At 71.5% G+C, this 21,286-nt stretch carries 18 protein-coding genes; 11 read left to right on the top strand and 7 right to left on the bottom strand.

Annotation, left to right across the window (positions count from 1 at the left end):
• The first annotated feature begins 196 nt into the window (after nt 1-196).
• From ACLQ25_RS28700 to ACLQ25_RS28685, 4 genes are all read left to right on the top strand, one after another.
• Complete coding sequence (locus tag ACLQ25_RS28700; protein ID WP_425733881.1) at nt 197-2,002, top strand: hypothetical protein; 1,806 nt, start codon at nt 197-199, stop codon at nt 2,000-2,002.
• A complete protein-coding gene (locus tag ACLQ25_RS28695; protein WP_425733880.1) occupies nt 2,002-2,565 on the top strand; it encodes a type VII secretion system-associated protein in 564 nt (187 codons plus the stop codon). The genes ACLQ25_RS28700 and ACLQ25_RS28695 overlap by 1 nt, the downstream gene beginning before the upstream one ends.
• Nucleotides 2,566-2,836: 271 nt before the next feature.
• Nucleotides 2,837-3,337, top strand: coding sequence for a sigma-70 family RNA polymerase sigma factor (locus ACLQ25_RS28690; protein ID WP_425733890.1), 501 nt, complete (start codon nt 2,837-2,839; stop codon nt 3,335-3,337).
• On the top strand, nt 3,334-4,050 hold the full coding sequence (locus ACLQ25_RS28685) for a zf-HC2 domain-containing protein (RefSeq protein ID WP_425733879.1): 717 nt from the start codon (nt 3,334-3,336) through the stop codon (nt 4,048-4,050). Before ACLQ25_RS28690 ends, ACLQ25_RS28685 begins: the two co-directional genes overlap by 4 nt.
• Before the next feature lie 64 nt (nt 4,051-4,114).
• Here the strand turns inward: ACLQ25_RS28685 and ACLQ25_RS28680 are convergent, their stop codons facing one another.
• From ACLQ25_RS28680 to ACLQ25_RS28670, 3 genes are all read right to left on the bottom strand, one after another.
• Entirely contained in the window at nt 4,115-5,029 is a 915-nt protein-coding gene (locus ACLQ25_RS28680) for a hypothetical protein (protein ID WP_425733878.1), read from the bottom strand.
• A 116-nt stretch (nt 5,030-5,145) separates the two neighbouring features.
• On the bottom strand, nt 5,146-6,354 hold the full coding sequence (locus ACLQ25_RS28675; protein WP_425733877.1) for an alcohol dehydrogenase catalytic domain-containing protein: 1,209 nt from the start codon (nt 6,352-6,354) through the stop codon (nt 5,146-5,148).
• Between the two features lie 112 nt (nt 6,355-6,466).
• On the bottom strand, nt 6,467-9,367 hold the full coding sequence (locus tag ACLQ25_RS28670) for a BTAD domain-containing putative transcriptional regulator (protein ID WP_425733876.1): 2,901 nt from the start codon (nt 9,365-9,367) through the stop codon (nt 6,467-6,469).
• Nucleotides 9,368-9,615: 248 nt separating this feature from the next.
• Here ACLQ25_RS28670 and ACLQ25_RS28665 point away from each other — a divergent pair, with 248 nt between their 5' ends.
• The 4 genes from ACLQ25_RS28665 (at nt 9,616) to ACLQ25_RS28650 (ending at nt 12,278) form a co-directional block, all read left to right on the top strand.
• Nucleotides 9,616-10,572, top strand: coding sequence for an RNA polymerase sigma factor (locus tag ACLQ25_RS28665; protein WP_425733875.1), 957 nt, complete (start codon nt 9,616-9,618; stop codon nt 10,570-10,572).
• A gap of 51 nt (nt 10,573-10,623) precedes the next feature.
• Entirely contained in the window at nt 10,624-11,376 is a 753-nt protein-coding gene (locus ACLQ25_RS28660; protein WP_425733874.1) for a GNAT family N-acetyltransferase, read from the top strand.
• A 141-nt stretch (nt 11,377-11,517) separates the two neighbouring features.
• On the top strand, nt 11,518-11,973 hold the full coding sequence (locus ACLQ25_RS28655; RefSeq protein WP_425733873.1) for a hypothetical protein: 456 nt from the start codon (nt 11,518-11,520) through the stop codon (nt 11,971-11,973).
• 2 nt (nt 11,974-11,975) lie between these two features.
• Nucleotides 11,976-12,278, top strand: coding sequence for a winged helix-turn-helix domain-containing protein (locus tag ACLQ25_RS28650; RefSeq protein ID WP_425733872.1), 303 nt, complete (start codon nt 11,976-11,978; stop codon nt 12,276-12,278).
• On the opposite strand, the gene ACLQ25_RS28645 is transcribed toward ACLQ25_RS28650, so the two are convergent.
• The 3 genes from ACLQ25_RS28645 to ACLQ25_RS28635 form a co-directional block, all read right to left on the bottom strand.
• Complete coding sequence (locus ACLQ25_RS28645) at nt 12,275-13,870, bottom strand: Na+/H+ antiporter (RefSeq protein ID WP_425733871.1); 1,596 nt, start codon at nt 13,868-13,870, stop codon at nt 12,275-12,277. The two genes, ACLQ25_RS28650 and ACLQ25_RS28645, sit on opposite strands and share 4 nt — an antisense overlap.
• Before the next feature lie 85 nt (nt 13,871-13,955).
• Nucleotides 13,956-14,567 carry a YdeI/OmpD-associated family protein gene (locus tag ACLQ25_RS28640; RefSeq protein WP_425733870.1) on the bottom strand — a complete coding sequence of 204 codons (612 nt, stop codon included), beginning with the start codon at nt 14,565-14,567 and terminating at the stop codon, nt 13,956-13,958.
• A 139-nt stretch (nt 14,568-14,706) separates the two neighbouring features.
• Nucleotides 14,707-15,981: a cellulose-binding domain-containing protein gene (locus ACLQ25_RS28635; RefSeq protein WP_425733869.1), complete on the bottom strand. Its 1,275-nt coding sequence runs from the start codon at nt 15,979-15,981 to the stop codon at nt 14,707-14,709.
• A 384-nt stretch (nt 15,982-16,365) separates the two neighbouring features.
• On the opposite strand from ACLQ25_RS28635, the gene ACLQ25_RS28630 reads away from it, so the two are divergent.
• Nucleotides 16,366-18,348, top strand: a complete 1,983-nt coding sequence (locus ACLQ25_RS28630; RefSeq protein ID WP_425733868.1) for a GTP-binding protein — start codon at nt 16,366-16,368, stop codon at nt 18,346-18,348.
• Here ACLQ25_RS28630 and ACLQ25_RS28625 read toward each other — a convergent pair.
• Nucleotides 18,311-18,811, bottom strand: a complete 501-nt coding sequence (locus tag ACLQ25_RS28625; RefSeq protein ID WP_425733867.1) for a YcxB family protein — start codon at nt 18,809-18,811, stop codon at nt 18,311-18,313. The two genes, ACLQ25_RS28630 and ACLQ25_RS28625, sit on opposite strands and share 38 nt — an antisense overlap.
• Nucleotides 18,812-18,904: 93 nt before the next feature.
• On the opposite strand from ACLQ25_RS28625, the gene ACLQ25_RS28620 reads away from it, so the two are divergent.
• Both ACLQ25_RS28620 and ACLQ25_RS28615 read left to right on the top strand, forming a co-directional pair.
• On the top strand, nt 18,905-19,465 hold the full coding sequence (locus ACLQ25_RS28620; RefSeq protein ID WP_425733866.1) for a hypothetical protein: 561 nt from the start codon (nt 18,905-18,907) through the stop codon (nt 19,463-19,465).
• A 22-nt stretch (nt 19,466-19,487) separates the two neighbouring features.
• The gene (locus tag ACLQ25_RS28615; protein ID WP_425733865.1) at nt 19,488-20,708 is read left to right on the top strand and encodes an MFS transporter; all 1,221 of its coding nucleotides are present in this window, start codon (nt 19,488-19,490) and stop codon (nt 20,706-20,708) included.
• Nucleotides 20,709-21,286 lie beyond the last annotated feature (578 nt).

Raw genomic sequence — 21,286 nt, 5'->3', positions numbered from 1 at the left:
GCCCACTCCCCCGCCGGCCTGCCCATCCGCTCGCTCATCTCCGCACCCTCCCGACCGTCTCGGCAACTGCGGCGTACACGGATCGGCGGCCGGCCCGGTTCATCAGGTGAACCAATCTCCCCCCGGTTACGTGTGCGACTCGGCTCCCGGCGGACGGCTCGGGCGCCGGCCTGACGATGCGATGGGGAGGTTCGTCATGACGCGTCCGGGCGACGCCGAGTGGTCCGTGTTGCAGCTCGATTCAGATCCAGTGCCGGGTGATCCCGAGTCCTTCGAGGAGATCACCCGGGCATACCAGGAGCTGGCCAGAACCACTCAGGAGGCGCACGGCCTGCTCGCCTCGGGCAGCCAGATCGACGTCGGCCAGGGCAAGGCCATGGACGCCTTCCGGGACCTGATCGGCAATCTGCCGGGACGTCTGGACGGGATGGCGAACTCCTACGCCAGCGCCGCCGACGCGTACCTGCGGTACCTGCCCTCGCTGGAAGAGGCGCAGAGCATGTCGCTGCGCGCCCTCGACCAGGCCCGACAGGCCGCCGGAGACCAGAGCGCCGCCCAGGCCGCCGCCGTCAGCGCGGCGGCCGCGCTTCTCGTCATGAACGCCGACACCACGACCACTCCGGACGCCAAGGAACAGGCCACCGACGACGCCACCGCCGCCAAGAACCGGGCCGCCGACGCCCAGCAAGCACTCGACGGCGCGAAGTCGCTGCTCGGTCAGGCCACCGCCCTGCGCGACCAGGCCGCCCGCACCGCCGCCGACACTCTGCACCAACTGGCCAAGGACGCACCACAGCGGTCCCTCTGGGACAAGATCGTCGAAGCGTTTGAGGCATTCATCGACTTCCTGCAGAGCACCGTGATCGAGTGGATCACCACCATCCTGGACGTGCTCTCGGTGGTCGCCTCGTTCATCTTCCCGCCCCTGGGATCAGCGATCGGCTTCCTCTCGGGCGCCATCGACCTCGCCGCCGCAGCCCTCGGCGGCGATCCCGCCGAGATCGCCCTCGCCGCCGGCGGACTCGCCCTCGGCCTCGTCCCCGGCGGGCGAATCGTCAGCCGCGTCATCAAGTTCGCCAACAAGTTCGCCGGCAAGATCCGCCCCGGCAAGATCGCGGACGGCATCAAGAACAGCACCAAGGAGATCACCGGCGGCGGTGCCACCACGGTGGGACGCGGAATCGACGCCAAGGTCACCGAGGTCGGTCTCGGCAAGACCATCAAGGGCGTGTTCAACAAGATCGACACGAAGCTGTTCGATCTGCGGTTCAACCGGGACCTCAAGGCTGCCAAGAAGAAGCAGGCCAACGACCCGACGCTGATCCTCGGCCAGAACAGCAAGGGCCACCTGAAGACGTTCCACGCCTCGGACGTCGAGTCGACCCCGCTGGTGGACAACAACGGCAAACTGATCGGCGTGCTCTTCCCGAGCAGGGCCACCGACAACGACAGCTTCACGAGTTGGGCCCGGACCGACGCCAACCTCGCCTTCGGTCGGAACATCGACGGAACGGCCGCCGCCCCGGGACTGAAGGCGGTCCGCAAGCTGCCCGGCACCGACACCGGCTTCGCGGGCAACGAGTTCGTCTCTCCGCCCTGGGCCGGACTGAGAAATGATCCCACCCTGGTCATCGCGCACGGCAACCCGAACGGCGCCGCCGTACGCCTGACGGACGGCACGGTGCTGCACGTCCCGGGTGGAGAGTTCGCGAAGGTCCTGCACCACAACGACCTCTTCGATCCCAATTCGAAGAGGTCCATCGCCCTGATCTCCTGCAACTTCGGCAACACATCCGGCACGGCAGGGCAGGATTTCGCCGACGCCATGGCTGCTCTCGGCAACCGGCGACGGATCTTCGCGGCGAACGAGGTGGTCGTCACCACCGAGGGCGTGGACGAGGCCGGCCTGGTGACCAGCGCGGGCCAACCCATCGCGACGTTGGCCGTGCAGAACGGCGGCGAATTCTCGCAGCTCCATCCAAAGCCCAAGGGGACGAAGTGATGAACGAGAACGACAACGGCGACCGGCAGCGGAATTGGATGCTGCTGACGGACACCCGCTGGGAGGCGCCCGACGAGGGGCCGGCGGAGACCACCGACGTGCCTCCGGTGGAGGCCATCGTCGGTGGCTGGCTGGTCGAGCCCGAGGGCACCGTCGGCCGCTTCACCGCCAATCCGCTGTACCGGCCGGAGGATCCAGCGGCGCCCACCAGCCCGGCGGACGCCGCCGCGCAGTTGGTCGCCTCCGGTCGCGCGGGCGTCGACGTGGTGCTCCTGGCACTGCGGGACAGCCTCGTGGACGTCGCGCTGGACAGCGAGGGTGACGTCATCGTGGCACCGGCGCCAGACGACGTGCCGTGTGTGCTCGTCGCGACCGGAGCGGTGGACCAGGCCCGGGTCGACGCCGCCGAGTGGCGGCAGGTCGACCTGGGCGAGCTGCTGACGCTGCTCCCGGACGGCGTCGACGTCCTGCTGAATCCGGGAGGACGCCGTTCCATGCGGTTGTTCGCTGACGCGTTACGGGACATCACCGTCGAGGGCGAGCCGTCACCGGCAGCCCCGTGACGCACCACCGCGCTGGGCTCGGACGTGTCGTCCGAGCCCAGCGGGGACGGCGCCGCCGCACATGCATCGGCGACGGTTGACATCTCGAATCGGTCTCGACGTGGGTCAGTAGACAAATCTTCTATTGATCAACTATCGGTACTAACAGGACGTGCATCCTCAGGACCCGTAGACAACCGGCGGACACGCCGGAGACGTGAGGGTCAGCAAAAGGGTGGTAGCAATGGCGGGATCAGGACCTGTTCGTCGGCGCGAAGTGGCAGGCGAGGCACTGGTCCGGTCCATATTCGAGGAGCACGGACGCGCGATGCTCGCTTACGCGACACAGTTGACCCGCGACCGCGCGGCCGCGGAGGACGTCGTCCAGGAAGCGCTGGTACGCGCGTGGCGTCACCCCGACAGCCTGGTCAACGGCAAGGGCTCGGTACGGGGTTGGCTGTTGACGGTCGTCCGCAACATCGTGACCGACACCGTCCGCGCCCGGAACGCGCGGCCACCCGAGGTGCCGGAGGGCCCGACGGAGTCCGCGGTCGAGCGTGACCACGCCGACCAGGTGGTCAACTCGATCGTCGTGACGGACGCCCTCAATCGCCTCTCGATCGAACACCGACAGGTGCTCGAGCAGGTCTACCTGCGCGGGAGTACAGTCGCGGAAGCCGCCCAGGTCCTCGGGATCCCGCCGGGCACCGTGAAGTCTCGCTCCTACTACGCACTCCGAGCCCTCCGCGATCTCGCCGAGCGTCGCGCCGGGGTGGAACGGCCTGCCTCATGACATCCGACAGCTCATCGCCCCGCGCCGACCACTTCGACGTCGGCGGTTATCTGCTGGGCGCACTCGACGAGGAGTCGGCCCGCCGAGCCGAGGAGCACCTGGCGAGTTGTGCCCAGTGCCGGGCCGAGGTCGAATCGCTGCGGACGTGGGCGGACGCGCTCGAGAACGTACCCGATGTGATGCTGCTCGACGGCCCGCCGGAGGACGGCGACCTGCTGTTGCAGCGCACCCTGCGGCAGATCCGCGGCGAGGCCGGCGACGAGCGCCGCCGCCGTCAAGCCGTGACCGGGGTCGCCGCGGCGGTCGTCGCCTCGGCCGTCCTCGGCGGCGCCTTCCTCGTACCCCGGGGCGACACGACGACGGACGCGACCGCGCCGCCGCCGAGCCCGAGCGTGCCATCGGACCGGGCGGTCCGCTCCGCCAGCGCGGCCGATCCGCGCACCGGCGCTCGCCTCGCCGTCGCCGTCCAGCCGTCCCCCGGCTGGGTACGCCTCAACGCCACGGTGTCCGGCATCCCGCAGGGCCAGCGTTGTCGCCTGCTGGTCGTCGGCAAGGACGGCAGCACGGTGCTGGCGGGCAGTTGGCTGGTGTCGGAGCGCGGGGCCGCCGAGGGCGTCACCCTGGACGGCAGTGCCCTGATCGACGAGGCCCAGATCGGCAGTGTCCGGGTCGAGACGACCGACGGCACGGTGTACGTCAGCGCCACGCTCTAGGGCGACAGACAGCAACGCGCCGGCCCGGCCAGTGGCCGGGCCGGCGCGAGCCGTACCGCCGGGATCAGCCCAGGCGCACCGAGACGACGGCGTTGTCGAAGTCGACGGTCGCCAGATCCGCGACGTCCCCGTTGATCACCTTCGAGCGGCCGGTGCAGTCCGGGCCCGCCCAGAGCTTGAGCGACCCGGGCGCCGCCACCGAGGAGGAGACACCCGGGCGGCTCAGGTTCCGGCAACCGGTGCCGGCGACCCCCTGTGAGCCCGCGCCGTCGCCGAAGTTGGTGTCGTCGAAGAAGACGGCGCTGGTGGCCGGTGGGGCCGGCGACTCCGCGGCGGGCTGCTCGCCACCGGACGCGCCGGCCTTGCCGCCGGTCGGGGTCACGCCGAACCAGGTTCCCCCGACCCCCTGCCCCTTGGTGTCGCCGGGCTTGGTGTCCTTGGCGAAGCGGTAGACCGGCCAGCCGCCGATGGTGACCTGCCGGCTGCCGTCCGAGCGCCGGACCGTTCCGACGGCCTCGGCCTTGACCCCCGCGACGAAGATCTTGCCGCCCGGCGTCACCGTGACCGGTGGCCAGGTGACGGCGCAGTCGCCGTCGCAGTTCGACCTCGGCGGGTTGTTGCTGTCCTTGTCGAACCGATACAGGGTCAGCCCCGCGCCGTTGACGACGACGGGGTCGAGCTTGCCCGCCCGGCCCAGGGTCATCTGCACCCAGCGCTGCGCCGACTCGCGGGCGGCCCCGGTCGCCACCCCGCCGTTGGGTACCGCCCAGTCACCGGTGCCCTCCGCCGCGTTGTTGGACTTCGCGGTGCCGGACGTGAGGGCGAGGTCGGCGACGCCCGGTGGTGATGCCGCCGGGCTGCCGCTCAGGTCGGCGGCCCGCGCCGGGCCGGGTGGCACCTGGCTCGGGCCGCACGCCGTGAGCGTCACCGCGCCGACGGCCAGCGCGGCGATGAGGGGTGTCACGTGGTTGCGCATCATCGGAAATCTCCAGCGGTCACCCGGCTTCCAGGAGGTCCGGAAACCGTTCGCCCCTCACACGGAACAGGTCCGGAATCGGTTCAGGGCCGGGTGTTGCCGCCGTCGACACCGAGGACTCAGGTGGCGCGCAGGGCCACCTTCAGCCAGCCGGGGCTGCGCAGGTCGAACTCCCGGTACGCGCCAACCGCGTCGGTCAGCGGTTCGTGCTCGGTCACGACATCCTCCGGACGGACCTGACCGGAGGCGACCATGGCCGCCAGCTTGGGGATGTACCGGGGATGGTTGCCGTTGCCGGCGCGGATGGTCAGGTTGCGACCCATGGCCATACCGATCGGGAAGTACCGGTCGCCGGGCGGATAGACGCCCACGATGCCCAGCGTGCCGACCTTGGCGAGGCTGTCGACCGCCCAGGTCTGCGCCTGGCTCGGCGCGTCACCCGGCTTCCAGTGCCCATCCTGGCCCTGACTGTCGAGGTTCGGCGACAGCGCGCGCTGCTCCTCGGCGTTGCGCTCGGCGTCCCTGCCCGCCGCGGGCCCCGACTTGGCGCTCTCACTGTCCACTCCGACGGCGTCGATCGCGCAGTCGGCCCCGATACCGTTCGTCAACTCCATGATGGCGTCGACCGGGTCGACCTCGTTGAAGTTGATCACCTCGGCGCCACGGCCACGGGCATGCTCCAGCCGGTCGGCGTGCCCGTCGATCGCGATCACCCGGGACGCGCCACGCTGGTACGCCGAGAGGATGGCGAACTGCCCCACCGGACCGCAACCCCAGACCGTCACGACCTTGCCGTCGTCGGCATCGGCGAGGACCGCTCCGAAGTAGCCGGTCGGGTAGATGTCGGACAGCGTGATGGCCTGCGACTCGGTGACGTTCTCGGCAAGGGAGATCAGGTTGGTGTGCGCGAAGGGCACGCGCGCGTACTCGGCCTGTAAGCCGTTGAACGGACCCTGCATCTCGGGTGAGCCGGGCGATGCCGTACCGGTCCGCGGTCCGAGCGGGTTGGCGTTGTCGCACTGCGCGAAGAGGCCCCGGCGGCAGTACCAGCAGGACCCGCAGCCCAGCACCGCCGAGATCACCACCCGGTCACCCGGCCGGAAGTTGTGGATCTGCGAGCCGACCTCCTCGACCACCCCGACGCCCTCGTGGCCGAGCACCTTGCCCGGCTTCATCCCGGGCATGGTGCCACGGACGAAGTGCAGGTCGGTGCCGCAGATCGCCGCCGTGGTGACCCGGACGATCGCGTCCGTGGGTTGTTCAATGCGGGGCTCGGGCACGTCGTCGACCCGAATGTCACCGATACCGTGGTAAACGACGGCCTTCACGCGTACTCCCAACCGCGCTGGTCGCCGCAGTGGCGCCAGCCCTCGACAACGGGACACCTCGTGCCCGGAACGCGATCCGGCTTCCCCGGGCGGGCCACGACAAACCGACCGGTCACGCCAGTTTCTGGGCCAGTCGGGTGACCGAGGCACGCATGCCGTCGGTACCACCGTCGGGAAACTCCCGCAGCAGCGTGCGGGCCTGTTCGAACGCGCGGCGGGAACCGGGCAGGTCACCGACGGCGATGAGAACGTCGGCCATCTGCCGCAGCGCGGCGAACTGCGACGGCCGGTTCCCCACGCGCCGCGCCGTGCTCGCCGCGAGTTCCAGCTCCGTCACCGCCTCCGCGACACGGCCGGTCTCGACCAGGTTGTCCGCGACGGCGGCACGAATCGCGCTCTCCTCGTGCGCACGCCCCGCCCGCTCGTTGAGGTCGAGCGCCTCCCGGAGCACCTGGATCGACTCACCGACCTGCCCCAGGGCGGTCAACGACCGTCCCATCCGCAGCAGGCTGCAGATCTCGCCCTGCCGGTGGCCGAGCAGGCGGAAGAGCGCCAGCGCCTCCGTGCTGTGCGCGAGCGCAGGGTCGTGTCGGCCCAACACGCTGAGCACCTGGTGGCAGTTGTTGTGCACCAACGCCTGTTCCAGACGCATGCCCCGGTCCTGGTAGGTCGGTGCGGCCTCGCCGAGCAGGCCGAGCGCCTCCTCGTGGGCTCCGAGAAAGTACCGGGCACCCGCCAGGCTGCGCAGGACGTGCGCCTCCCCCACGACGTCGTGGCGTGCTCGCGCGGCACGTAGCGCGCTGCGCATGACGTCCTCCCAGTCCTGGAAGCGTCCGGCCCACTGCAGGTACTGCTGCATCGAGATGGCGAGCTGCCACGGCACGATGCCGTACCCGACGTCGGCGGCGAGGCGGACCACCTCCGTGAGCACCTCCCGCTGGCGGTCGAACCAGGCGATCGCCTCGTCGTGCGTGCCCGGCCGCTCGACGACGACACCGGGCAGCGGCGGCGCCGGCTCGATCGGCGAACGGTTCGGGTGCAGCGCGAGCTGCGCCTGGTAGCTGCTGTGCAGGTAGTGCTGCAGCAGGCGGCTGAGCGCCGCCTGTCGTTCCGCCGCCGGCTCCTCGGCCTCCAACAGCTCCTCGGCGTACGCCTTGACCAGCACGTGCGACGTGAGTCTGCCGTCCTCGTGCTCGCTCACCAGCGCCGCGTCGATCAGCTCGGCGAGCAGGGCACGCGTGGTGTCCGGATCGCGGTCGGCGAGGCTCACGCAGGCCTCGGCCGTGACACCGGGCAGCGGGGCGGCCGACAGCAGTCGGAACAGCCGGGCGGCCTCCGGACTGAGCTGCCGATAGGACCACGAGAAAGCCGTCCGAGGATCGACCAGCCCGCGGCTGGCCGCGAACGCCTCGAGCCGGTGGGCGCTGTCGCGCAGCTCGGCGGCGATGGTGGCGAGCGACAGGCCCGGACGAGCGGCGATCCGGGCCGCCAGGATGGCCAGCGCCAGCGGGAGCCGACCACACAGCTCGATGATCTCGTCGGCCGTGCCGGCCCACTCCCCGTCGTCGGTCGTCCGGCTTGGCAGGCCGGCGAGACGACGTTCGAGCAGTCGACGGGCCGTCGGCAGATCGGGTGGGTCGACCCGGAGCAGGTGCGCGCCGTCGAAGGCCGCGAGGCCGACGAGGGCCCGCCGGCTCGTGACGATCACGAGACTCCGTGCCGAGTTCGGCAGCAGCGGGCGCACCTGGGCGGCGTCGTGGGCGTTGTCCAGCAGGAAGAGCATCTGCTTACCGGCCGTCATGCTTCGATACGTGCCGATCCGCGCGTCGAACGTGTCGGGCACGTCGGAGGCGGGCACGCCCACCATGTGCAGCAGCGAGCGTACGGAGTCGTCGGCCGACAGGCGCTCGCCCGCGCAGAGGTGCCCCCGCAGGTCGAGGTAGAGCTGCCCGTCGGCGAACTCGTCGGCCACCCGGTGGGCGAAGTGCGTGGCGAGCGTCGAGGTGCCCACTCCACCCATGCCGTCCATCGCGATCACCAGTGGACTGGTCCGCCCGGCGGCCCGCATCCCCGTGGTCAGGTCGCCCAGGATCAGCAGTTCGGATTCGCGACCCACGAAGAAGGACGGGTCCGGCGGAAGCTGGGCCGGGCGGACCAGCGGTGCCGCCCGGGCCACCACGGGGTCCGCTTCCTCGGCGGGCGTCAGCGCCGTCTGGGTGAGGGCCCGTCGATGGGCATCCTGGAGGTGGTAGCCGGGGTCGATGCCCAACTCCTCGTCGAGGCGCGTCCGGATGTCGCCGTACACGGCCAACGCCTCCGCCTGCTGCCCCGCTGCGGCGAGGGTCGTCACGAGGCTCGCGTGGACCGGTTCGTTGAGTTCACCCATCGTCGCCGCGAGCCGCAGCGGCGTCAGGACCCGGGCGGGCTGACGCAGCCGTACGGCCACAGCGGCGGCGGCGATCGCGGCGTCGAAGAACTCGCCGTCGATGCCCGCGCAGACCGCCGCGGCGGCGGCGCTGTCCAGAAGTCCGTCACCGGACGAACCGTGGCAGCGTCCCAGCGCGTCGAGATAGTGCTCCAACGCCTCGTCCGGACGGTCCTGCGCCAGGCTGGACTTCGCCGCCGAGACGTCGCGACGGAACGCGACGAGGTCGAGCGTCTCCGGCCCGGCCACGAAGAGGTACCCGTTGCCGTGCCGCAACAGGTACGAGCCGACGGCCCGCGCGGGCAGGTCGGGTTCGAGTAGGCGGCGCAGCGCCGCGACGTACTTGTGGATCACGTTCACGGCGCTGGCCGGGGAATCGGGACCCCAGACGAGATCCAACAGATCGCTGGTGGTGGTCGGACGTCCCTGCCGGGCCAACAGGACCGCCAGGAGGCGGCGTTGCTGGCGCGGGCCCGCGTCGAGTTCGGCCGCACCGCGCCAGACCCGCAGCGGGCCCATGATCTGCAGGCGCGGTTCCCCCTGCGACGCCGATTCCTCTGTCCGACCGGAGCCGACATCGTCCGTCACGTTGATCACGCTGCGTCCACCGAGTGAAGGTCTACTTCACGATGACTGGATCGGACAGTTCGCCGCAGGATCCGACAATCCCGGGCGCGGGGAAGCCGACACCGGGGTCGAAGGCGGCACGCACCGACCGGTTCGTCCCTGCCGAAACGCGGTCCTGTCTCGTAACCCATGTTCAGCAGACGTCGCCGGCGCGACGAAAGTTCGATCCTCTCGATGGATTTTTCCCACCGGCGAGCTAGCGTTCCCGGATGCTTCTCCCGACCTCGACGGACGTGTCGGCCGACGACACGGCCGAGCAGGTCCGGAGCGCCCAGCAGGGCGATCCGGCCAGCTTCGCGCTGCTTCTCGACCGCCACTATGCCGGCATGCTCGCGGTGGCACGCCGTCTGTTGGGCTCCCGGCCCGACGCCGAGGACGCCTGCCAGGATGCGGCGATCACGGCGTTCAGCCGCATCGGTGAGCTGCGCGACCCCGGCGCCGCGCGGTCCTGGCTACACGCCATCGTGCGCAACAACTGCCGGACGATGCTCCGCGCCCGCGTCCCCGTTCCGGTCGGGGTGGCCGGCGAGAATCTGCTCGCCTCGGAGCTGGACGACCCGGTCGCCCGCATCGAACGCAGCGCCATGCGGGACTGGGTCTGGCACGCGATCCAGCAGTTGTCGCCGGCCGCGCAGACGGTGGCGTTGCTGCGGTACTTCACCAGTAACAACTCGTACGAGCAGATCGCCGACCTCTGCGGTACGCCGGTCGGCACTGTCCGTAGTCGCCTGAGCGAGGCACGCCGGCAGTTGGCCGAAGTCCTCCCCCGGGTGCACGACGAGCGGCACGGCGGGACCGTGGCGCTGCGCGCCGAACGACAGCAGGAGGCGGCGACCATCCTGTCGGCGGTGCCGGACGGCGCCCGGCTGAACAAGGTGGCCGCCCGCTGGGCCGAGGACATGACCTTCTGGTGGCCGAGCGGCATCCGGACGATCGGTCGGGAACCGGTCTTCGCCGTCATGCGGCAGGACTACGAGTCCGGCGTCGGTGCCAGGATCACCGGAGTGCTCGCCGGGTCCGGCGTCACGATCTGGGAGAACGCCTTCATCAACCCGCCGGAGGATCCGTACCACTGCCCGCCCGGGGGGACCTGGTTGCTGAGGGAGAAAGAGGGCCTGGTGCGCGAGGTGCGCCTTCTGCACACCCCACGGCCGCCCCGGTTCTAGAGAGTGCACCGCGGAATCGAACTTTCCCCCGCCGAACCTTGTCCTGAGGGTATGACCACGTACTCCATCCACGACCTGGAACCTCAGCTCGCCGCGAACCGCACGTACTGGTGCGGTTGGGCCGGCGCCCAGCCCGACACCGACCTGCCGACCTATCGCACCGACGTCCCGCACCCGCTGCTCAACGGTGTACTGCGTGTGCGCGGGCGCCAGCTCGACGACGCGATCACGGAGGCGAGGAAGCACCTGACCGGCTCGGTCTGGGGCTGGTGGGTGGGTGCGGACAGCGACGACGGCACCGCCGAGGGCCTGCTCGCGCGCGGCGCGACGCAGATCTCCGACATGCCCGTCATGGCGGTGGACGTGACCACGCTGCCCGAGGTCGAGGCACCCGGCGACCTGCGGATCCAGGTCGCCGCCACGCGGGCCGAGATGCGCGAGTACGTCGAGGCGTACGCCGGACCGCTGGGCGTCCCCGGCGACCTCGGGCTCGTCGTCGACCGGGAACTGTCCTTCGCCTACCCGGACGTGGTCCGCCTCGCCGGCATCGTGGACGGCCGCACGGTGGGCACGTGCACCCTGTCGCTCGGTACCGACGTCGGCGCTCTGTACTGCATCGCCACCCAGCCCGACCACCGCCGCAAGGGCATCGCGACCGCCCTCACCCGCGAGGCGCTGCGCATCACCCGCGCGGCCGGGCTGCGGATCGCCACCCTTCAGGCGAGCAGCGAGGGCGAGCCGGTGTACCGGCAGATCGGCTTCGACACCGTCACCCGCTACCGCCTCTACCAGCTCCCGGAGTGAGTCCCAGGGCGCTGCCGGCCGGGTCGCACGCCGGTCCGCGCGGCAGCGCGATGTCCGATCCGGCAACAACTTGCTCGTACGGAAAGTGAGTGTTAACTTTCCGTACGAGCAAGTACTTTCCCTAGCTCAAGGAGTTGTGCGATGGGCACCACCCCGACACCAGAAGAGGCACGGCGGGCCCTCGAGGACGTCGACCGGCGCCGGGACCAGACGGCGGCGGCCGCCAGCCGGTCCCGGTGGACCTGGCTCGCGGCCGGAATCCTCGTCATGGCGTACGGGATCGTGGCCGACCGGTATCCGGACTTCGTGCGCACCTACGGCACCACCATCGTCATCCTGCTGCTGCTCGCCTCGATGGCGGCCAACACCCGATGGGGAGCGGCGCTGCTACGGCGGCCGGTGCGTCCCCGTGCCACCCCCGACACGTCGAGCCTGCTGTGGTCGGCACTGGTGCTGGCCCTCCTGATCGGTGGCGCGGCCCTCGCCACCGCCCTGGACGTCCCGCACCTCTGGGCGTGGTTCGGCCTGGTCGGCGGTGTCCTGTTGGCCGCCGCCGGGCCGTGGTGGCAGCGCCGCGTCCTCACCCGCCCGGCCTGACCGTGGCGGCCGACCCGAAGCTGGACCCGGTCCTGCTCGATCCCACCCGGCTGGCCATCCTGGCGCTGCTGGCGGGGACCGAGTGGGCCGAGTTCGCATTCGTCCGCGACGCCATGGACCTGAGCGATTCGGCCCTCTCCAAGCGGATCTCGAATCTGAGCGACGGCGGCTACGTCGAGGTGCGCAAGGGCTACGTGGGCAAGCGACCCCGGACGTGGATCAATCTCTCCGTGGCCGGGCGCGCGGCCCTGAGCGGCCACATCGCCGCCCTGCGGGACATCGCCGCCCGCGTGGACGGTGCCTAGCGGTTGTCGTTGTCCCGGCGCTGCGTCATGTGGACCTGTTCGAGGTCGAGTCCGTCCTGGACCCGGCGAAGCACCTCGTCGTCGATCTCGCCCGCGTCGCGCATACGCACGACGGTCTCGTGGCGGTGGTCGATGACCGCGAGGTGCAGGTCGGCGTACTGCTTCTCGTAGTCGGCCGCGGCCTCGTCCGGGCCGGCGGCGGCGTCACCGTCGCGCAGGACCCGCAGCCGGCGGTCGTACTCCGTGCGCAACTGCTCGTGCACGCCGTCGCTCGTACCCAGCTCGGCGGCCATCGTGGGCAGGGACTCCAACGCCCGGTCCAGGGACGTGATCTCGGCCTGCCGGCGTTCCCGCTCGGCCTCGGAGTCGGCGCCCAGTCCGGCCCAGCGCGTCACCCGGGGCATCAGCGGCGCCTGCACGAGCAGGGTCACGGCGATCACCACAGCCGGGACGAAGACGATGAGGTCCCGGTCCGGGAATTCCGCTCCGGAGGGAAGCGTGTGCGGTACGGCCAGCGCCGCCGCCATCGACACCGCGCCCCGGAACCCGGCCGCCGACATGAGCGCGCGGGGTCGCCCGCTCAGCCGGCGTTCACGCTGCTGCGGTCGGCGGTCGATCGCCCGGATCACGTACGGGCTGGTGAAGAGCCAGCCGAACCGCACCGCGACGATGACCGCGCAGACCACGAGCGCGACCAGCATGCCGTGCGCCAGACCGGTGTGGTCCAGTCCGCGCACCGCCGACTGCGCCTCCAGCCCCACCAGGACGAACAGCGCGGCGTTCGCCAGCATGGTCACGAACTCCATGACGGTGTGGACGTGCCGGCGGGCCTTACCAGGGAAGAGGCGCGGTGAGGCGCGGCCCACCCACAGTCCGCTGACCACGGCCGCGAGGACACCGGACACCTCGGCCGCCTCGGCGATCAGATAGGCGGTCAGGGGCGTCAGCAGCGCGAGCAGATTGTGCTGGAAGGGGTCGGTCATCCGGCGGCGGATCTGCAGGACGAGGAACGTCACGACCGCGCCGGACGCGATGCCACCGAGGTACGAGAAGGCGAATAACCCGGCAACCCGACCGACGCCCAGGTGCTCCTCGCCCAGGGTGATCCCGACCGCGAGCGTGTAGATCACCAGCGCCGTACCGTCGTTGACCAGGCTCTCCGCGCGCAACGTGGTCGCGATACGTCGGGGCAGCATCCGGCCCAGGACGCCGACCGCCGTCGCGTCGGTCGGCGCGACCGCGGCGCCCAGCACCCAGGCCGCTCCCCAGCCGAGCCCGAGCGCGTGCGCGGCGACCGCCACACCGGCCGCCGTCGCCACCACGAGCAGGGCGCTCAGCAGCACGATGATCCGCAGGTTCCGGCGCATCTCGCGCAGCGAGGAGGAGAACGCCTCCCAGTAGAGCAGCACCGGAAGGAACACCAACAGGACGGCCTCGGGCGGCAGATGCACCCCGCGCAGGGCGGGGGCGAAGCCGAGGAGGACACCGGTGATCAGCAGCAGCACCGGCGGAGCGATCCGGAGCCGACGGGCCGCGCCCGTACCGACCAGGATCGCGACACCGACCGCTACGACCAGGGCGAGGCTGGACACCGGGTTCCTCTGTCCTTCGTTCGGGGTGACTGGGTCCGGCAAGGATGACCGGACCCAGTGGACGGCTACTTGACGCTGCCCCGGATCACGACGACGGAGGGCTCGACGGCCTGGCCTTCTGCGGGTACGGGGTCTCGTGGCGGGCCAGCATGGCGACGAACTCGGCGATCTTCCGCTCGCGGGTCTCGGCCCGCTTGACCGCGTTGACGCGGTGGATGAGAGAGAACCGGTTGGTCTTGGTGAGCACGTCGAACATGGCCTGGGCGGCGGGATCGGCGGCGATGGCGGCGAGCAGGTCGGCCGGCACCTCGGCTTCCGACGGCGGGGCGTACGCGGCCGCCCACCGCCCGTCGGCCTTGGCGGCTTCCACCGCGACCCGGCCGGCGGGTGTCATCCGCCCCTGCGTCTCCAGCCGCGCCACGTGGGCGACGTTGCGTTGTGACCAGATACTGCGCGGACGGCGGGGGGTGTACCGGATCCAGGAGGACTCCTCGTCCCGCTTGCGGGCCTGCCCGTCGATCCAGCCGTAACAGAGCGCCTCGTCGACCGCCTGCTGCCAGGTCAGCGTCGTGACCGTGCCGCCCTTCTTGGTCAGGGCCAGCCAGACGCCCGGCGACGTGGTGTGGTTGGCGGACAACCACGCGCGCAGCGCCTCGGCGTCCACGACGATCAGCTCCTGGAGTTCGGCGCTCGCCATGACAGCAGGCTATCGTCGCGCCGGCCGGCCGGCCTCCACCAGGTGGGCCGTTCCGGCAGCGACCGACGGCGGGCGCGGGGACGGCCGGGGGTGCGGCACGTCGGCCGTGCCACACCCCCCCCGATCCCACCTCCGGCGGTCAGCAGCCGATCCGGCTGGATCCGACCGCGACGTCGTCGTACCAGAGGGTGTCGGACCCGTTGCCGTAGCTCTCCCAGCCCAGCTTCAGGTCGGTGAGCTGCGGTCGCCAGGTGCGGTTGTACCACTGCCCGTCGATGTCGTGCGTGGGTACGCCGTCCGCGGTCAGCCCCGCGACGGCGGCGCCGTCCAGCCAGGTGCGGAGCTGACCGGACGAGCCGTCCACCATGAACTCGAGGCAGGTCCACCGGTTGGTGGGCAACGGCACGCTCTGTGCCACCCCGGCCGGGCTCTGCTCCGGCAGGGTCGCGTCGTCGGAGGCGCGGTTCCACTGCAGCGCGCCGTTCTGGCCGCCCATCCGCAGGTCCCGGTTACCGTCGGCGGCGTCGGTCATCGCCATCATCGTGGTGTGGTCGGTGGGCTGGGCGGTGGTGTGCCGGACCCAGATCCGGCCATAGCGGACGCTGCCCACGCTGCCGAGGTTCTTCGTGGACCTGATGAAGACGTGGTTGCAGTACCCGGCCGCCCCGTTGATCCGCACGGCTCGGCTGCCGCTGTGCGTGGTGGTCGTGTCGATGGTGGCGGTTCCGGCACCGGAACAGTCCGGGCTCACGACGGCCCAGTCGCCGGACGGTGTCGAACCGGTCTGGTTCTCGAAGCCGTCGCAGAGCACCGCTCCGGCACAGCCGACCGGCGGCGGCGTCGTCGGCGGGGGCGTCGTGGGAGGCGGAGGCGTCGTGGGAGGCGGCGTCGTCGGCGGGGGCGTCGTCGGCGGCGGCGGCGTCGTGGGAGGCGGCGTTGTCGGCGGAGGCGTGGTGGGAGGCGGCGTCGTCGGCGGAGGCGTCGTCGGCGCGACGCCGTTGCACGGTACGCCGTTCAGGCTGAAGCCGATCGGCGCTCCACCGCTGGTGCCGTACGTGCCCTGCACGCCGAACTCGGTGACGCCACCGGCCGGGATGCTTCCGTTGTACGACATGTTGCGGGCGGTCACCGTCGATCCGGACTGGCTGACCGTGGCGTTCCAGCCGCTCGTGACGCGCTCGTTCCCGGCGTACGTCCAGGTGACGGTCCAGGCGGAGACGGCGGTGTCGCCCGGGCTGACCTTGACGCTGGCGGTGAAACCGCCAGGCCACTGGTTGGGCGTGTAGTCGACCCGGCAGCCCTGGGCGGCTGCGGCTGGCGCGACGAGCAGGGCCGTGCCGGTCGCGGTCACGGCGGCGGCCAACGCGGCGACGACCGCGAGGGTCGGGGCGGGGCGGGCGCGGAGAATGGTCATGGGAAGTCCTTCTGCCATCAAGCGGGAGACCGGCGCGGCAGCGCGCGTCCGGGGCGGACGCGGCGACACGCCGGGTACGGCGCGGCGATGCGCCACAGCGAGTGGTCGATGCGTACGACCGACGTGCCCGGCTCGAGGTGAAGCTGTCAGTCACCGCTTCGGGTTGTTGCCCGGAACGCGGTGACGCCCGCCCCCAATGTATTGACAGACCACTATCTAATCAAGCGCGCGTAAATCGGTGGCCCGACGCCAGCGGCCGTGCAAGCGTGGCCGGAGAAGGACCGGGCCCGCACGGCCCGGCATCACCAGCAGGCAGGAGCACGGCGATGCGAGGACTCGAAACCCCGCCCATCCGGACGCGAGCTTTCGAGGACCAGACAGCCTGTGCAGACCATCAACCTTGGCATCGTCGCCCACGTCGACGCCGGTAAGACCAGCCTGACCGAACGCCTGCTCCACGCCACCGGGGTCATCGACCGGCTCGGCAGCGTCGACGCGGGCACCACCCAGACCGACACCGGAGCGATCGAGCGCCGGCGGGGCATCACCATCCGCAGCGCGGTCGCCTCGTTCACCGTGCGCGACCGCCAGGTCAACCTGCTCGACACCCCCGGGCACAGCGACTTCGTGGCCGAGGTCGAACGCGCGCTCGGGGTGCTCGACGCGGCCGTGCTGGTGCTGTCGGCCGTCGAGGGCGTCCAGCCGCACAGCCGCCGGATCATGCGCATCCTCCGGTCGCTCCGGCTGCCCACCCTGATCTTCGTCAACAAGATCGACCGGGTCGGCGCCCGCGTCGACGAGCTGGTCGCGGACACGCGCCGGCTCCTCGCGCCGACCGTCGTCCCGCTGGGCACGGTCCGCGCGCCCGGCACCCCCGAGGCCACCTACCGGCCGCGCCATCGGGGGTACGACCACAGCGTCGCCGAGGTTCTCGCCGAACACGACGACGAACTACTGGCCGCCCTCGTCGACGACCGGCCGCCCGACGCCGACCGCATCGACGAGGCCCTGCGGGCGCAGGTCGCGGCGGGGCAGGTGTACCCGCTGCTGTTCGGCTCGGCGTTGTCCGGGGCCGGCGTGCCGGAGCTGCTGGACGCCATCGCGGCCCTGCTTCCGCCCGCGCCCCCGGCGGAACCCGACCCGCGAGCGCGGGTGTTCGCCATCGAGCGCGACCCCTCCGGCGAACGCGTGGCCTACCTGCGCTCGTACGGCGGGCAGTTCCGTGCGCGGGAGCGGGTCACCGCGTACCGCCGGGAGCCGGACGGCGGGACCACCGCGACGCACGGGCGGATCACGCGGCTCGACGTGGTCGGCGCGGCCACCGACCAGGCCGCGCTGACCGCCGGCCACATCGCCCGGGTCGGCGGCCTGACCGGGGTACGCCTCGGCGACCAGCTCGGCAGCCCGGCCGGCCTCGACGGGCGGTCGTACTTCCCCGCGCCGACCCTGGAGGCGGTGGTGCGACCCCGCGACGGGTCCCGGACGCTGGCGCTGCACGCCGCGCTGCTGGACATCGCGGACACCGACCCGTTCCTGCGGACCCGGGTGGCTCCCGAGGGCGGCACGAGCGTGCTCCTCTACGGCGAGGTGCAGCGCGAGGTGCTGAGCGCCACGCTGGCCGAGACGTACGGGGTCGAGGCGGAGTTCGGGCCGGTACGGCTCATGCACATCGAGCGGCCGACCGGCACGGGCACCGCAGTGGAGATCATCGGACACGGCTTCTTCGGGACGGTCGGGTTCCGGGTCGAGCCCGGCGTCGGCGTGGACTACCGACGGGAGGTCGAGCTGGGCTCGCTGCCGCTGTCGTTCCACGCGGCCATCGAGGACGCCGCCCGCGCCGCCCTCGACCAGGGCTGTCACGGTTGGCCGGTCACCGACATCCGGATCACCCTCACCCACAGCGGCTACTGGTCGCCGATCACGACCGCCGGGCACTTCCGGGACCTCGCGCCGTACGTCCTCATGCAGGCGCTCGCCGAGGCCGGCACCCGGGTCTTCGAGCCGTGCCGCCGCTTCGAGGTGGAGGTGCCGGCCGACCGGCTCGGCCCGGTCACGTCGTACCTGGGCCGGCTCGGCGCCCGGGTCGACGGCACCGACGATGTCGCCGCCGGCTGGCGGATCAGTGGCGTGCTGCCGGCGCGGCTCGAACTCCAGGCGCAGCGGCGTCTGCCCGACCTGTCCAGCGGGGAGGGGCTGTGGTCGTCGACGCCCGGAGGCGACCGACCGGTGTCCGGCGAGCCGCCGCGCCGGGCCCGCACCGACGGCAACCCGTTCGACCGGGCGGAGTACCTGCGCTTCCTGGCCCAGCCGAAGAACCGACCCGTAGCCGTCAGGGACGCGGGCCCAGGAGGCCCCGGTCGGTCATGAAGGCGCGCAACGTCTCGGCGTCCTCGGCGGACATCAACCACCGGGGAATCACGGTCGCCGGCATCCGGCCGACGAACACGATCCAGAAATCCGGGTTGTCCTCCACCTGGGCGACCCCGTCCCAGGCGATACCGCCGGACTCCGCGCCGCTGCGCATCATGATGTTGTCGTCGGTGATCTCGTACGCGCCCTCGACGGCGTAGTCACCCGAGCGGCGGCGGGCCCGCGACCGTACCCAGGGCAGGTAGAGCATCGACAGCACGCCGGCGAGCACCAACGTCAGCCACAGCGGGGACGCGCGCTCACCCCAGCCCAGCCCGCGCGAGAGCACCAGGCCGACCGCCCCGACCGCCACCAGCACCGCGCCGATGTAGCTGAACCGACGCAGCCGGACACCGGCGAGGGTGGCGGCCACCCGAGCGGGGTAGGCGGGATCGGCGGGTACGTCGAAGCGGATGCGCACCCCAGAACGATAGTGCCTGCGTCGGGCAGGGTGGCGGCGGACGCGGGGTCGCGGACGTTTCGGCCGCAGTGGCTTTCGGGTAGCGGATGGCGCATGAACCGCGATCTCCTGAAGGCCGTCCAGGTGGCCTGGGGGCTGCCGGAGTTCCGCGACGGGCTGCGACACCTCATCGACCTCGACGAAGTGTCCGTGCTGCTGGGCACGCTGGCCGTGCCGGATCACGACGGTGCGGTCGACCGCAGCCTGGTGGACCTGCTGCGGTCCAGCCTGGAGACGGTCGAGATCCGGGAGGCCGTGTTGCTCCTGCTGGAACGCGACGAGGTGCGCCGGCCGCTCGTCGCGGCGGCGGTGGAACCGCTCGCCGACCGACCGGGCCTCGCCGCCGCCATCGCCTCGGCCGCCGAGGATCCCAGGGTACGGCGTGAGGTCCGGGCGGCGCTGGACAGCGCCAATGTGCGCGAGCTGATCTGGCAGGCGATGGAGAACCAGCTCAGCGACCACCGGTTCGGCATGATCCGCCGGGCGGCGGCTCTGTTCGTGCGGCACCCGAGCGTGCGGCGTCTGGCGTGGGCCGCGCGCCGGCACGGCGTGCTGCGCGAACTACGGCGTGGACCGCTGATCGACCAGGGGCCCTCGGCCGGCAAGGGGCTTTGACACACGCCCTTAGCGTGGCGGGGTGGCCGCGCCCCACCCGGCACCGCCCCCGCACCTGAGCCGCCCGCTGACGTTTCTGTTCGCGCTGGCGGCCGGTGCGGCCGTCGCCAACCTGTACTGGGCGCAGCCGCTGCTCGGCGCCATCGCCGACGACCTGGACGCGCCGACGTCCACGGCCGGCTGGCTGGTCACCGCGACGCAGATCGGGTACGCCGTCGGCGTCCTGCTGCTCGTACCGCTCGGCGACGTCCTGGACCGCCGCCGCTTCGTCCCGCTGATGTTCCTGGCCTCCGCCGCCGCGCTACTGCTGTGCGCGCTGGCGCCGTCGATCGGCGTGCTCCTGGTCGCGCTCGGCGTGCTGGGCGTCACGACGATCGCCGGGCAGATCCTCACGCCGCTCGCCGGGGACCTGGCCGGTGACGCCGACCGTGGTCGGATCGTCGGTGTCGTCGGATCGGGGACCCTCACGGGCATCCTGGCCTCCCGCACGATCAGCGGACTCGTCGCCAGCGCCGCCGGTTGGCGTGCGACCTACGCCCTCGCCGCGGTCGTCGCCGCCCTGCTCGCGGTCCTGGTCCACCGCGCGACGCCGCCGCTGCCACCGGGGGCACGCATCCCGTACCCACGGCTCCTGTTCTCGGTCGCCGCGATGGTCCGGCGGGAGCGGGCGCTCCGGTGGACGCTGGTCCTCGCCGCCACCGGCTTCGCCGCCTTCTCGCTCTTCTGGACGGCGCTGACGTTCCTGCTCAGCGGTCCACCGTTCCACTATCCGCCGGCGGTGATCGGGATGTTCGGGCTGGTCGGACTCGCCGGTGTCCTCTCCGGTCTGCGCGGTGGTCGCCTGCACGACCGCGGCTGGTCACTTCCGGCCACCGGGGCGGCCTGGGCCCTGGCCCTGGGGGCGTTCGTCGTCGCGGCGTTCGGCGGCCGGTCCCTCGTACTTCTCATCATCGTGGCCGTCGTGGTCGACGTCGCCTTCCAGACGCAGGCCCTACTCAACCGTGCACGGTTGTTCGCCCTCACGCACGAGGCCCGCAGCCGGCTCAACACGGCTCTGGCGACCAGCAACTTCATCGGCGCCGCCGTCGGTTCCGCCGCAGCGAGCACGCTCTGGTCGGCGGGCGGCTGGTCAGCGGTCACGATCGCGGGAGCGGGCCTGGGCTGTCTGGCGCTCATCGTGTGGGCGCTGGGACGGCGTGGCCCACTCGTCGTCGACGGCGCCGAACCAGGTCCCGTCACCTGAGGACGAGCGGGTCGTGAGCGGGGCCGGCAGTTCACGAGCCCAACCGTGCCAGTACGCCGCGTTGCCGCTGCTCTGGCGCAGCACCGCGTCGGCACGGAGAACGCCGGCACCCAGGTCGCCGCCCGCGCTGCCCTCCGGCCAGAAGCAGAGCAGGTAGCGATCCTGTCATCGATCGATCGCCATCCGCTGCCCCGCGACGAGGCGGGCGACCACCTCATCAACGAGAAACGTCGATGCCTTGACACTCCACATGCGATCGCTAACACTTGGCTGCAACACGCGCTTAACACACAGAACACACGTTGTCCGCATCAGGGTGAGGTGCCGGGTCCACCTGTGCGGCACGCCAACCACGCCGCGATTCGACCATTCATGTCCGCGGTTCGTGTTAGCGCTAACACATTCACGATCGCCTCGGAGGCATCATGGTCACACCACCCGCTGGCCGCGCACCTGATTCGACGCGAGATCCTCGCCTGTTACGACGGACGCTTGTCGCCCTGGTGGCCGTGTTGACGGCGATGGTCGGCGGCATCGCGGTCCGTCCCGGGCCGGCCGCTGCCGCCACCAGTCAGTTC

Origin of the sequence: Micromonospora sp. DT44 (assembly GCF_049841635.1) — a bacterium.
In the GTDB taxonomy this organism is placed as follows: Bacteria; Actinomycetota; Actinomycetes; order Mycobacteriales; family Micromonosporaceae; genus Micromonospora.
The sequence above is the reverse complement of the archived record's forward strand: the minus strand, read 5'-3'. Positions and strand labels throughout refer to the sequence as shown.